The 12,103-nt window shown below is 62.4% G+C and carries 17 protein-coding genes; 8 read left to right on the forward strand and 9 right to left on the reverse strand.

Features of this window, described 5'->3' with window-relative positions; genetic code table 11:
- Position 1: 1 nt before the first annotated feature.
- Positions 2–361 (forward strand): hypothetical protein, encoded by a 360-nt coding sequence (locus K410_RS0123740; RefSeq protein ID WP_028137179.1) that lies wholly within the window; start codon positions 2–4, stop codon positions 359–361.
- Positions 362–391: 30 nt separating this feature from the next.
- Positions 392–1,456: a sodium:calcium antiporter gene (locus K410_RS0123745; protein WP_028137180.1), complete on the forward strand. Its 1,065-nt coding sequence runs from the start codon at positions 392–394 to the stop codon at positions 1,454–1,456.
- Between the two features lie 14 nt (positions 1,457–1,470).
- On the opposite strand, the gene K410_RS37165 is transcribed toward K410_RS0123745, so the two are convergent.
- Positions 1,471–2,349 (reverse strand): cytochrome c oxidase assembly protein, encoded by an 879-nt coding sequence (locus K410_RS37165; RefSeq protein ID WP_196236038.1) that lies wholly within the window; start codon positions 2,347–2,349, stop codon positions 1,471–1,473.
- A 222-nt stretch (positions 2,350–2,571) separates the two neighbouring features.
- On the opposite strand from K410_RS37165, the gene K410_RS0123755 reads away from it, so the two are divergent.
- The 3 genes from K410_RS0123755 (at position 2,572) to K410_RS0123765 (ending at position 5,922) form a co-directional block, all read left to right on the forward strand.
- Entirely contained in the window at positions 2,572–3,615 is a 1,044-nt protein-coding gene (locus tag K410_RS0123755) for an AI-2E family transporter (RefSeq protein WP_063831451.1), read from the forward strand.
- A gap of 308 nt (positions 3,616–3,923) precedes the next feature.
- Positions 3,924–4,379, forward strand: a complete 456-nt coding sequence (locus K410_RS0123760; RefSeq protein WP_028137182.1) for a DUF2231 domain-containing protein — start codon at positions 3,924–3,926, stop codon at positions 4,377–4,379.
- Positions 4,372–5,922, forward strand: a complete 1,551-nt coding sequence (locus K410_RS0123765; protein WP_049820188.1) for a PQQ-dependent sugar dehydrogenase — start codon at positions 4,372–4,374, stop codon at positions 5,920–5,922. Before K410_RS0123760 ends, K410_RS0123765 begins: the two co-directional genes overlap by 8 nt.
- A gap of 172 nt (positions 5,923–6,094) precedes the next feature.
- Here K410_RS0123765 and K410_RS0123770 read toward each other — a convergent pair whose 3' ends face one another.
- The 3 genes from K410_RS0123770 to K410_RS37170 form a co-directional block, all read right to left on the reverse strand.
- Positions 6,095–6,601 (reverse strand): hypothetical protein, encoded by a 507-nt coding sequence (locus K410_RS0123770; RefSeq protein ID WP_028137184.1) that lies wholly within the window; start codon positions 6,599–6,601, stop codon positions 6,095–6,097.
- Positions 6,602–6,718: 117 nt separating this feature from the next.
- Positions 6,719–6,919 (reverse strand): hypothetical protein, encoded by a 201-nt coding sequence (locus K410_RS0123780; RefSeq protein ID WP_028137185.1) that lies wholly within the window; start codon positions 6,917–6,919, stop codon positions 6,719–6,721.
- Between the two features lie 31 nt (positions 6,920–6,950).
- Positions 6,951–7,721: a class I SAM-dependent methyltransferase gene (locus K410_RS37170; RefSeq protein WP_155253564.1), complete on the reverse strand. Its 771-nt coding sequence runs from the start codon at positions 7,719–7,721 to the stop codon at positions 6,951–6,953.
- 80 nt (positions 7,722–7,801) lie between these two features.
- On the opposite strand from K410_RS37170, the gene K410_RS41430 reads away from it, so the two are divergent.
- On the forward strand, positions 7,802–8,152 hold the full coding sequence (locus tag K410_RS41430) for a hypothetical protein (protein ID WP_349509805.1): 351 nt from the start codon (positions 7,802–7,804) through the stop codon (positions 8,150–8,152).
- A gap of 1 nt (position 8,153) precedes the next feature.
- On the opposite strand, the gene K410_RS40520 is transcribed toward K410_RS41430, so the two are convergent.
- Complete coding sequence (locus K410_RS40520) at positions 8,154–8,318, reverse strand: hypothetical protein (protein WP_196236039.1); 165 nt, start codon at positions 8,316–8,318, stop codon at positions 8,154–8,156.
- Positions 8,319–8,416: 98 nt separating this feature from the next.
- Here K410_RS40520 and K410_RS0123800 point away from each other — a divergent pair, with 98 nt between their 5' ends.
- Together K410_RS0123800 and K410_RS0123810 are read left to right on the forward strand one after the other, a co-directional pair.
- Entirely contained in the window at positions 8,417–8,791 is a 375-nt protein-coding gene (locus tag K410_RS0123800; protein ID WP_028137187.1) for a hypothetical protein, read from the forward strand.
- A gap of 327 nt (positions 8,792–9,118) precedes the next feature.
- Positions 9,119–9,373: a hypothetical protein gene (locus K410_RS0123810; protein WP_028137188.1), complete on the forward strand. Its 255-nt coding sequence runs from the start codon at positions 9,119–9,121 to the stop codon at positions 9,371–9,373.
- Positions 9,374–9,401: 28 nt separating this feature from the next.
- On the opposite strand, the gene K410_RS41435 is transcribed toward K410_RS0123810, so the two are convergent.
- From K410_RS41435 to K410_RS0123830, 4 genes are all read right to left on the reverse strand, one after another.
- Complete coding sequence (locus tag K410_RS41435) at positions 9,402–9,644, reverse strand: DUF6719 family protein (protein WP_028137189.1); 243 nt, start codon at positions 9,642–9,644, stop codon at positions 9,402–9,404.
- 247 nt (positions 9,645–9,891) lie between these two features.
- Positions 9,892–10,599, reverse strand: a complete 708-nt coding sequence (locus K410_RS0123820; RefSeq protein ID WP_028137483.1) for an outer membrane protein — start codon at positions 10,597–10,599, stop codon at positions 9,892–9,894.
- A gap of 275 nt (positions 10,600–10,874) precedes the next feature.
- Positions 10,875–11,309 carry a hypothetical protein gene (locus K410_RS37175; protein WP_196236040.1) on the reverse strand — a complete coding sequence of 145 codons (435 nt, stop codon included), beginning with the start codon at positions 11,307–11,309 and terminating at the stop codon, positions 10,875–10,877.
- A 197-nt stretch (positions 11,310–11,506) separates the two neighbouring features.
- A complete protein-coding gene (locus K410_RS0123830; protein ID WP_028137190.1) occupies positions 11,507–11,902 on the reverse strand; it encodes a hypothetical protein in 396 nt (131 codons plus the stop codon).
- Between the last annotated feature and the right edge of the window lie 201 nt (positions 11,903–12,103).

Raw genomic sequence — 12,103 nt, forward strand, 5'->3', positions numbered from 1 at the left:
CATGGATAGTGCATCATTCATTCGCAAAACGCTTGTCGTGCTGGGCGGGCTGCTCATCTGGGCTGCGTATTTTGGCTTCGTATACGTGTTCAACGCACTCGCCTGCGCCCGCGGTTTTCATCGCCTGCATCTCCTCGGGTTCAGTGTCGTTCCTCTGACCATTCTATTCTGTGCGGCAATAGCCACGACTGGCGTTCTCGCTTTGATGTTCATTGCGTTGCGAGCACCCGACCACGTCGAAGACAGTCGAAGTTCATCCACCGACTTTCTTCGATACCTGGCGGTGGCGGTGGCGTTGTTGTCGCTCCTTGCGATCGGCTGGATCGGATTGCCCGCGATTATCGTGCCACCATGCGGCTAGCGTCGAGACTGGAGCCAGGAGAACGATGCAATGAAGCTCGGCGATCTCAGCAGTCTCGGTCTTTTCGCCAATCTTGCGATCTTCGTGTCAGCTGCAGCCATCGTCTGGTTCTCCGGCTACAAGCTGGCGCAATATCTTGACGCGATCGCCGACAGATCCGGATTGAGCGAAGCATTCGTCGGAATGCTGCTCATGGGCACGATTACGTCCTTGCCGGAGATTGCCGCAGTTTCAACGTCGGCATATGTCGGAAACGCAGCTCTCGCTACGAATAACCTGCTGGGCAGCGTTTCCATCAACGTCGTACTGATCGCAGCAGCCGACGCCGTGCTCGGTCGCGACGCCATCACATCGACCATAGGCCGGCCGACGACACTCATGCAGGGCGTTCTTGTCATCATCGCTCTGTCGCTTACCATTTCGGCGGTGTTGGCGGGCGATGTGAGTCTTGGTCCGTTCGGCGCCTGGTCGCTCGCACTTCTAACGTACGCGGCCTTTGCATTCTGGATGTCGGCGCGATACGGGAGACGTGCCCCTTGGCGCGCCGAGCGACGCCCAGGGCACCGTTCGGACCAGCTCGAGGAAGGAAGCAGTGATCACGACGGCGTCGGGTCCCACTCGTCGCTAACCACACTGGTGCTGCTGACCGTTCTATGTGCGATCGCCATTCTCGTGGCGGGCTTCGGTCTCGCCCAGAGCGGCGACGCTATTGCCAAACTCACCGGGCTGGGATCAGGCATCGTCGGGCTTGTGCTGGTCGGATTTGCCACATCGCTCCCGGAGCTGAGCTCCATCATTTCGGCGGTGCGGCTGCGACGCTACGAGATGGCGTTGGGGGATGTATTCGGCACCAACATTCTCACGCTCGGTCTCGTCTTTCTCGCCGACGTCGTCTATGCCGGTGAGCCGGTCCTGAATCAGGCCGGTCGCTTCGAAGCGCTCGCGGCAACGCTCGGCATTATCCTGACGGGCATCTTTCTGGTTGGTCTGCTCGAACGCGCAAACAGAACATTCCTGCGGATGGGCTATGACGCCTTGGTCGCGCTCCCAACGTTTGCGGTTGGCATCACGCTTCTCTACTTCGTCCAAAGTTGAGAGCTGCCTCGGCTTTACCTTCGGTCGACGCTACCCGTCGCCGCAGACGACTGCCCTAGTGACCGCGCGGAGAATCCGCGGCTCATGACCCAGAGCGCGCTGAGCAGATAGATCAGACCCATGGGTACCCACATGATGAGGCCGGCCAGCTGTTGATCTTCGATCGGCGAAAGTCCGAACGCAATTGCTCCTCCACCCATGATAGGGTAGAGCGGCCAGGGAGCGAAGGTCAGCAATGCTCCGAGCAAACCGGTGTGGACCATCGTCAGGAGCAGAGCGAGCGCGGCCGCGCCAATCGATGCCGTGTGAAACACGCAGGCCCAGAACCAGAGACTGACCAGCATGAGGGATCCGAGATAGAGAAGGTGCCAGCCCACGCTTGTCAGCGCGAGCTCGTACGTCGCGGGGGCGTGCCAGAACCAGATCAGGAAGCCGTAAGCGCCAGCGGCGAGCAACGGCCGATCCCACTGAAGCTCTTGCCTGCCGTTGCTCGAGGTCGCGCGCGTGGCTCTGCGCAGTCCGGCTCCGAGCGTGCGAAGCGGAGCCGCAACGACAATGAGCTGCGGAACCAGGATGACCAGCACGAGGTGCTGAACCATGTGGACCGAAGCGAGCGCAGCGGAAAGCCGGCAGAGCGGGCTCACGACGGCAGCCACGAGCAGCAACAGGGCCGCTGCGGCGGCCGTCATCTCGCAACACAGCGCTCCTGAATCATGCGGCTCTGCGGCGCGCCGAAAGACGCCTGCAGCATAAAGGGCACCGAAGAGAACCAGCGGAAGCGTCACGGCGGGTGCGATGCTCCACGTCGACCAGATCATCGTTGAATCCGCCGAGTTGCCGGACGCAAGGCAGAGCGACCAAACCGAGACCAGGTCATTTGCGGCATCGTTCATTCGCAGCCCCTTCGGAGCGGGTACGTGCCTGGCCCAACAGTGGCGGCTTGTCAGTTGCCCGGCGCCGACGTCGTTTGCATCTAATGGAACGAGCGCGACGATCCGCAGTTCCTCCGCGACGAACGATCGAGGAGGTCCCATGAAAGCGCGGTTGTCCAACCCGGCATTCACCCTGCCGGGAACACTCGGTAGTGCCTCCTCCGCCGGGGCGGTTCCATGCACATGAGCCACGCCCCCGCCTCCGACTGGACTTTTCTCCGCCGCGTACTCATCACGCTGGCAGTGACCACGATCGCCTACATCGCGTGGAAGCTTGCGGACCTATTCATCCTCCTCTTCGCTGCCGTTCTCCTGTCGGTCCTGCTAGGAGGACTTGCCGCCGCGGTTGCAAGATACAGCCGGCTCCCGTACGGCTGGGCACTTGCCGTGAGTTGCGTTTCGTTGGCAGCCCTTGCCGGCATCTTGCTCAGCTTGTTCGGAGCACAGATCATCGGGCAGATATCAGGGGTTTTCGATCAGCTCCCCGGCGCAATCAATGTTGCAGGCGCGACGCTGGGCATTGCAGATGCATTCAAACAGCTTCAAGAAACTCTTTCCAGCGAAGGCAGCGGACAGCTGCTGTCTCGAGCGGCCCGCGTCGGCTACACTGCGCTTGGCGTGGTGAGTGATCTTTTGCTGGTCGCGGTCGTAGCAGTGTATCTCGCCGCTGACCCGAGCGTCTATCGTCGCGGCACGATCAAGCTATTCCCTTCCGAGCAGCATGACCGCATCGCAGAAGCGCTGGATATTTCCGCCTCAGCGCTTCGCCTCTGGTTCCTCGGGCAACTCGCCTCCATGACGCTGGTCGGCGTGCTATGCGGGCTTGCCTTTTGGACGATCGGTTTGCCTTCGCCGGTCGGTCTTGGAGCAATTGCAGGTGCGACGAACTTCATTCCCTTGATCGGTCCGATCATCGGAGCTCTGCCGGCAGTCTTATTCGCGCTAACGCAGGACCTTAGCGTCTTATTGTGGACGGTGGGCGCTGTTTTCGTCATTCAACAGCTCGAAGGCAACATTATCACTCCGATGATTCAGAAGCGTGCAGTGGAGTTACCGCCCGCGCTCATCTTGCTTGGACTCTCGGCATTTGGAGCGCTAGGCGGCATGCTAGGCGTCATCCTTGCAACGCCTCTTACAGTCGTTGTCATGGTACTCGTGCAAAAGTTGTGGATCCGCGAAACCCTCGGTGAGAAGACAACGATCCCTGGCGAGAGACGCTCCAACTAATTGCCGTTTACAGCCCCGCGACAGGACCGCGCCCCCCGACTTTCTTCTTTTCAGCGAGCTCGTAACCGTCGTCTCGTGCTTCCGCCGAAAGTCGCAGGCGAGCGCAGATTGGTGCGAAACCGTACAATTCCTCCCCCGCGGCCACTTCTCGGCACCGAGCGCGGCCGGTTCACAAATTCGGTCATGCGGTTCGCAAGCTCCGTGGCGACAATTGTAGGTGCGCTCGCAGACCTAACTCGTTGCTCCGAGGAACCATGCGCCCGTCCGCACATTCGAATGTTTCAAAGTATCGGTCATGGACACCACTGATGACGCATCTGCATACCCCCGTGACCGCGGCAACCGGCGGCCAACCCATTCACTCGATGCTCGCCCAATTTCCGACCGTCTGTTTCACGCTGACGCTACTCACCGACGTCGTATACTGGCGAACATCCTATCTCATGTGGCATGAGTTCTCGTCCTGGCTTCTCTTAGCCGGACTTGTCTCCGGCGCGCTTGCCTTGGTTGCGGGCGTCATTGACTTTCTGTTCGGTTCGGCTGTCCGTGCTCCGAAAGCCACGTGGCCCCATGCCGTTGGTGGCGCGGTTGTCCTCGCGTTGGCCTTCCTCAACAGCCTTGCTCATGCCAGAGACGGTTGGATCGCCGTTGTGCCATGGGGTCTCATTCTCTCCGTTGCGACGATCATCGCCATGGTCGTCAACAACTGGCTTGGCCGTGCACTCGTATTTCATTACAGCGTGGGAGTGAGACGACATGACTAGGTGCATTCGGTTGCGGGGCGCCGCCGCATTTGTCAGCAGTTCCCTGCTCGTCGCAGCCCTTGCGGGCTGCAGCGAAGGCGGCACGGATTTCGACATTTCGCAACAGATTGGACCTGAGCCTGTCCTGCCGAAACCGAGCTACTCCATTTTGACCAATCTGAAGGTGGCCGAGGTGATCGGCTGGAGTGAGGGTGAGACGCCGGCTGTCGGCGGCGGGCTCAAGATCACGGCCTATGCCAGCGACCTGGTTCACCCCCGCACGGTGCATACCTTGCCGAACGGAGACGTTCTCGTCATTCAGTCACGCGCTCCACCCGGCAAGCCGGTCGCGCGTCCCAAAGACCTCATCCGCGGTTGGATCATGTCGTACGCGCAAGGAGGTGGCGGCGAACAGAAGAAGAGCAACCTCATCACGCTCTTACGCGATACGAACCGCGACGGCGAAGTCGACGAGCGCCATAACCTGCTCACGGACCTAAATTCACCCTTCGGCGTGGCGTGGAATGACAATACGCTCTACGTGGCCGCCGCCGATGCGATCCTGGCCTATCCCTATCGGCTCGGCGATACCAATATTGCCGCGCAGCCGAAGGTGCTCACGCCGTTGCCCGGCGGACCGATCAACCATCATTGGACCAAGGATCTCGCGCTCAGTCCGGACGGCCGCTTTCTTTACGTGTCGGTCGGCTCCAACTCCAATGTAGCCGAAAGAGGGCTGGAGGCAGAGAAGGGACGCGCCGCCATCTGGCAGGTGGACCGGCAGACTGGCGCCCCCCTCGTCTATGCGTCTGGCCTGCGCAACCCCAACGGCCTGACATTCCACCCGCAAACGCGCGAACTCTGGGCCGTGGTAAACGAGCGAGACGAGCTCGGTCCCAATCTCGTCCCGGACTACATGACCTCGGTCAAACAGGGGGCGTTCTATGGCTGGCCGTGGAGCTACTATGGCAATCATGTCGACGAGCGCGTCCACCCGCCGCGTCCTGATATGGTCGAAAAGGCGATCGCTCCTGATTACGCGCTGGGGAGCCACGTTGCCGCGCTGGGAATGACATTCACGATGAATTCAGCCCTTCCAGAAGAGTATCGGAGTGGTGCTTTCGTCGGCCAGCACGGCAGCTGGAACCGCAACTCCTTTTCCGGTTACAAGGTAGTCTATATTCCCTTCGAGAACGGCGCGCCTGCCGGCAAGGCGCGAGACGTGGTGACCGGCTTCCTCGAGGGCGATCAGGCGCGCGGTCGGCCCGTTGGCCTCGGGATCGACGGCACCGGCGCGCTGCTCGTTGCGGACGACGCCGGAAACAAGGTCTGGCGCGTAGCAGCTGCCGATGGCAGCTCCACACCGGAGCCGGTCGGGACGGATCAGATTACAGTCGGCCTTGCGGGAGGTCGCGGGCAGAGCGCGACTGGGCAGCAGGAGGCCACCTCCCCTGCCCGCTCTTCCAGGGATGCGGCTTCCCGACAACCACCGCAGATGAACATCGCTCCCGGCGCTCTGCCGGCTGCTCCAAGTTCGGGAAAGCCGGAAGTGCGCGGTCAATGATGGATCATGACCATAGGCCGGCCGATTCCAAGGACTGGTTTGGCCGACGTCACCGAGGCTGATACCACTCAACCTCGGGCGCCAGGCCTTTGGTGATCACTCCCTCACTGAATCTTGCCCGCAGCGTCCACCGGTGGGGTTCTCGTCGAGGCTGGACGGCGCCGGGGCCCTGTCAAAGACCGGCGAAGCGCTCTCGTCGTACTTCGGAAGCGGGCTGCGACATATTTTCCAGTGGAAGGTCGTAGTAGCCGTAGTGAGGTCTCCAACCAGCTTGGTAATCGTAGAACGGATAGGCGTAGATCCCGCCACCTAGTCGGAATGATCGGGATTCGAGAATCGCGCGGAGCCTTCCGCCCCGATCGATCACGACGTCGGTGACATAACCGCGCTTGATGAAGCAAGAATTGGTCTCATTGCCGATGCGTGTCCAGTCTCCGATGATCTGGGAGACACGGAATTCGCGACGGTCGCTCTGAACCTTGCCATCATCGAACAGGTCCATCCGCTCCACCTCGGTCTCGCTACGACTGATCGCAACGCCATTTCGGCCAGAAGTGAGATCGACCTGGTCCCACGAAACTCGGAATGCTCCCACGCCGACTTCCAAGAGACCTCCGCCCTCGACGATAATTGCCGCAACGCTTGCGTCCGGACCAAACAGGATATCTGAGACCGCCATAACCTGTTATACTGTCAACAAAATTTGTGTTTCAGACCCCTTCGTACGATATCCTGTTTACAGACAAGCGGTTTTGTAAACCGAAGGTCGGGGGTTCAATCCCCTCAGCCGGCACCATCAAAGACCGAGGATTCCGCGAACCACCGGGACGAAGAAAAACGCGGCAAGCCCGAGAAGCATGCCGATGACGAGCTTCACGTATCGCCCGGCTATGTTCTCATCCAGCCACTGCCCCACCTTTGTGAACAACGCGAGCGACCAAGCCTCGACGACGGACCTCGCAATCCGAAGCAGCAATTCTCTGATGATGCCGGTCATGCCACTTTGTGGCGTCAGGCTCCGAAGCGGTTCAATGCCGCAGCGCCCGAGGCGCGAATCTCACGTCGACGGCTTCGGCGCGCTGCTTGGCTCTCCCCTGGTGGCCGCACCCGTAATCCGGCAACTCGTCGAGCCGCCACAACCCGAGGCTCTTGTCGCGCCAGCCGCCGTCGCCCTCCTCGCAGCGCTCGTCGATCAACGCGCGCGGCGCCGGCCAATTGAACGGCGCCTTCGTCATGTCGAGCGCGCGCCAGTCGCCGTCCTCGCAATTGCGATTGCGCTCCCATTCCGGAAACGTCGTGACGAGCAGGAATTGCGCCCCGCTCTCCCGAAAGCGCGCGATGGCGCGGGCGATGTTCTCAAAACTCAGATGCACCAGGCAGTCCCGGCACAGGATCAGGTCGGCACGCGGCAGGGCATCGCGCGTGATATCGGCAACGAGGAAGCGGCCGGCCAGCTCGCCGTCCGCCACGCGCCGGTTGTTGGCCTCGATCAGCGAGGGCACGATGTCGATGCCGATGTAGTCGAGATCGAGCTTGATGCGGCCAATCCAGCCCGCATCGCCGCAGGGCGCATCGAGCAGCGAGCGCGCGCCCAGCCGTTGCAACAAGGGCGGAAGCGCCTCCCGGATGGCGGCGGTGGCGGTGTCCTCCGAGCCGAGGCCCGACACCGAGCTGGCTGCGCCCCAGAGGTTGGTCTGCTCGATCCGCTCGAACCGCGCGGCGAGATCGAGGCCCGCGAAATTATCGCGGTCGGCGACGAAGCGTTCGTGAGCGAGCACGGGGGGACGATTGGCGATCATCTGACGGGCGCGAGTCGAAATTGCGATGCGGGACATCATACAGCGAACGCCGCCGATGTGGTCAGGTTGTGATGACGGCCGTGCGGTTCGTCATCGCCGCGGGATTTCTGCTGGCGCTGTCGACGGCATTCGCGCTCCGGATAGAGGACCGCTGGGAACCAACGACGCACGTCGTTCGTTCTCGACCCATGCGAATTCGCGAAGAAAACCGGAATATGTTTCTGCTGGCGACGGTGACACTCTGCTGTGGCGCCGTGGCTGGGACGTTGACGCTGCTCGAGCCGGTGCTTCAGCCGGCCCCCGAAAGGCAGGTCGCCGAGCGGACTGTGGCCGAGCGGACTGTGATCGACGTCACCAGGATCTCGGATCAGAGGCCGGTTCGGGTGGTGGGCGCGCCGTTCGAGCCCAACGTCAACCCGCGCGAGCGATAGCTCACCTCGGCGATGCCTTGGTGCCCTCCTCGGGCCGGCCATGGGCACGCGCCAATTCCTCCACGAACGCGATCACCTCCGCCCGCCTGTCGGGCGGAAGCGACAGGAACGCGCGGATCAGCCTCAAGCCATCCACTTCGGCCGAACGTTCTTTTCCGGACTCCATCCGCCACTTTCGGGCGACCGGGAAAAATATGCAACCCTTGTCAACCGTCTTGATTCGGCGCAGCCGCTTTGCTGGAATGGCGGCAGCTGAGGTGGATCATGAAATGGATCAGGGAACGCGACGCGCTGATCGCCCAGACACTGGCCTTCGTCCAATCGGTGACCGGCAGGACGGATGAGCTCCTGCGGCCTGGCGTGCCGCCGGAGGCTTCGGCGGCGACCATCGAGGCCGTGGCGGTCGAGACCGTCATGGTCGAGGTCGAGGCACCCCCGGCCCCTCCGCAGCCTCAGCCCATCCAGCTTTCGCCGCCGCGGACGACCGGCGATTTCCGCACCGAGATGCAGGCCCGCATCGCCAATTTCCGCAAGCATCAGGAGCGGTTCGAGCGCGAGCGCGAGGAATTTTGTGCGCAAACCCTGACCAAATTGCGCGCCGCCCTCCGCGACGTCCCGGGCCCGCTGGCCAAAAAGTAAGGCTGCCCCGTCAGAGGGCCGACGGCCAGATCCTACAGCCAAGACTTATAGCCAAGACCACACCAGCCAAAGATTGGCAGCGCAGGCGCCGAGGAGCGCCAGCGTCAGCGGCAGGAGCATGTGCCCGCAGGAGGTGTTCAGGTGGCTCGTCATGGCGGAAAACATCCGCTGATTCCGCCAAATGAGTCCCGGGGATTCTTTTTTTCGCGATTCAGGACTCGTTAAGGACTCAAGGCTTGGTGCGCCCGATCACGGGCCCGTGATCATCCGCCACCTGGAACGCCTGGGCACGTAGGGTCGTTAACGGGCTTTCCGGAGCGGAAAGCAATGCCCTACGCCCTGTTCTGCAACGACGCCCAGATCAGCAAGGCCTATCCGAGCGAGTCCGACGTCTGGAAGCTCGCGCAGCGGAGCGGCCTGGTCTTGGATGTCAACGCCGACGAGGACCATCCGGGGCCGCGCCGGGTGCTCGACAATGACTACGAGATCAAACCCTGTCGGGCTGCCCCGGGCGAGGACCCCGCCAGGAACAAGGCCGAAGCCGAGCGCCAGTCCAGGACGGAGCTTGAGCTGAATTCGTGAGGGGCTGCCGAAGGAAACCGCAGGGGGATCAGGGCGTCGCGGTCGCCAGCGAGGCCTGCTCACCAGGCATAGCCACGCAGGCTTTGCGGCGGTGCAGCCCGCGGATCGCGCCGGTGACTTTCATCACCTTGCCCGACGGACACGAGGCGTCCTTGACGAAAGCCACCTCGTAAGGTGCCAACATCAGAGGCTCGGATTTGAGGATTGTCTGTGCAGAGCACGGCAGGCCCAAGAAGCACGAGAGCACCACCGCCGACACCAAGATACGCATGTCCGTCGTCCCACCAGCCCGGTAATTCTCATATAACGCGTTCCGGAGCGCGAGTTCCGTAAGCGGCAAAAATTATTTTTGCTTTACCCAAGACCCATGACACGCGTGAGAAGGCGCGCGCCGGAATGTTCGTCTGCAAATGACGCGCCAGATGGTTCACGCATTGCAAATGCAGGCCGGCCGACGGCGGATAAACGAAAGGCCGGCGGAGCCGGCCTTTGTCAGAGCGTGGTCGTAGGTCGCGGGGTCAGTAGCGCGAAGCTGCCGGACCGCCCCAGCCGAAGCGGTAGTTCACACCGACCTTGACGGTATGCTCGTCCTCCCGGCCGCGGACCCCGACGATTTCGGCCGGCCCCGAGGTGAAGGTGGTGCTACCGAAATTATAGTACTGGTACTCGGCCTTGGCGGACCAGTTGGGCGCGAACATGTACTCGAGGCCGGCGCCGACCGTGTAGCCATCCTTGCTGTTGCCGGTGGTGGTGAAGGCCTGCGGCACGCCGGCGATGTTGACGCCGAGATTGTTGTTTCGCCAGGCGTAACCGCCCTTGGCGTAGAGCAGCGTCGGTCCCCAGGTGTAGCCGATACGGCCGGTCACCGACCCGATCTGGTCGGTGTTGGACGTCACCTGCGTGCCCAGCGGGAACGTGACGCCGTTGTTGTTGGTCGGGAGCCACGAGTACTGAGCCTCGATACCCATCACCCAATTGGGGGCGAACTGGTAGTCGAAGCCGCCCTGCACGCCGCCCATGAAGCGGGCGTCGCTGGACTGGAAGCTGTTGTCGCCGGCAAACGCGCCGCCGACATGACCGCCGATATAGAAACCGGTCCAATTATAGATCACCTGCGGCGGCGTATAGGCCGGCGCCTTGGCATAGGTGCGCGGCTGCATGTCCGCCGCAGCGGCCGGCGCGGCCAGCGCAAGCAGAGCAACTGCACCCAGCAAAATCGATTTCATGATCATCCCCGTTCTTTCATTTACGACACTCAGGAAACAACGTGGCGTGAATTGGGTTGCTTCACGGCAATGCCGGAACGTTGATCGTTCGTTACTGTGACGGGTCGGCAACAACGCGAGTTTGTTCCATCCCGCCGACTGTTTTTGTCGACTCGCAAGACCTGCCGTCCCAATTTGTCGCAACGCCAAACCGCCCCGTTCAAAGCTCGCCGAAATGTGATCCGGCGGCTTCGGCGATCTCGTTCTAGCACCAGGCCATGAAGGCCGGCTTTGCGCTACCGCGTCATCTTTTCGAGTTCCGGAAAGGGTGCGTAAACCGCACCGGCACAGAGCTCGCTGGTCCGGTCGACGACACGGTCCGCTCGTCCGTTGACGAAGATCACCGCGCGTTCCCGCATGGCCTTGTAGCTGCCGTCGGTCTCGCGCGGGGTGAAGTGCAGACAGCTCACATAGAACTGCCGGCCACCGACCTCGCGCTGGACCGGCTCGGCCATGCTGGCCTCGCGCACGCCGACCGGGTTGTTCAGATAAGTGCGCATCAGCGCCAGCGTGTCGCTGCGGAAATTGTCGGGAAACGGCTGCGGCCCTCCGGCCTGGGTCCCGCCCATGAAGGTCGGACGGTCGCCATCGCCGCCGAAACAGGCCGCAAGCGCCAGCGGCAGGGTCAGGATCAACGCCAGGCGCGCAGTACGTCTCGCCAATCGCCCCACAGCTCGCGCTCTCCACGTGCACAGACTCCTCGCATGTTCTAGCCCCAAGGCCGTGCAAAGGGAATTCGGTCCTGCGCGGAGGCACCGTCAGCACCGCACCGCCGCCGGCGCCTGCGCTTTTGCACAGGCGCCGGGACGGACCTGAAGTCCGTACGCGGCGGCGGGCAATGCAAGGTGCCGCCGCGCGGGATCAGACGTCAGCTGCGCTTGTCGCTGGTGCCCGGCTTGACCAGGTCCGGCTGTGCCTTCTGCGACTTCTTGGCCGACAGATGCTTGTCGTCGTGGCTATGCGTGGGCGCCGACTTGTGCTCGTCCGGCGTCGCCGCCGCGTTGGCATTCATCGCCTTCGACTTGGAATCCGCCTTAACGTCCGCCTTGGAATCCGCCTTGACGTCGGCGGGCTTGATGTCAGCAGCTTTGGCGTCGGCCTTGACAGCGGCGTCCGGCTTTGCGGCGGTGGTGGACGCCTTGGTCTGGCCCTGCTCCGCCTTGACCACCGGGGCGGTCATGGTGGTCTTGCCGGCCTCGGCGGCGAAGGCCGGGGCTGCGATCGCGGAAGCCGCGAGCAAGGCTGCGGAAATGGTCTTCAGCATGGTGGTCTCCTCTTGGAAGGATCTCGAGGCGGCACCCTCTCGCCTACCCTTCGATCGTAGGCCGGAACCTAGGGGCGAGGCACTGAACCCAGTCTGAAGCCCCTTGCAGGCTCCCGTTCATCTCGATGACGAGCTTGTCATCTGCATCCGGGCGAGCAGATGGTGCGAAGCGGGAATGTTTGTGCGGGACGGGTGTTTCGG

The organism is Bradyrhizobium sp. 22, from assembly GCF_000482425.1.
GTDB lineage: Bacteria > Pseudomonadota > Alphaproteobacteria > Rhizobiales > Xanthobacteraceae > Bradyrhizobium > Bradyrhizobium japonicum_B.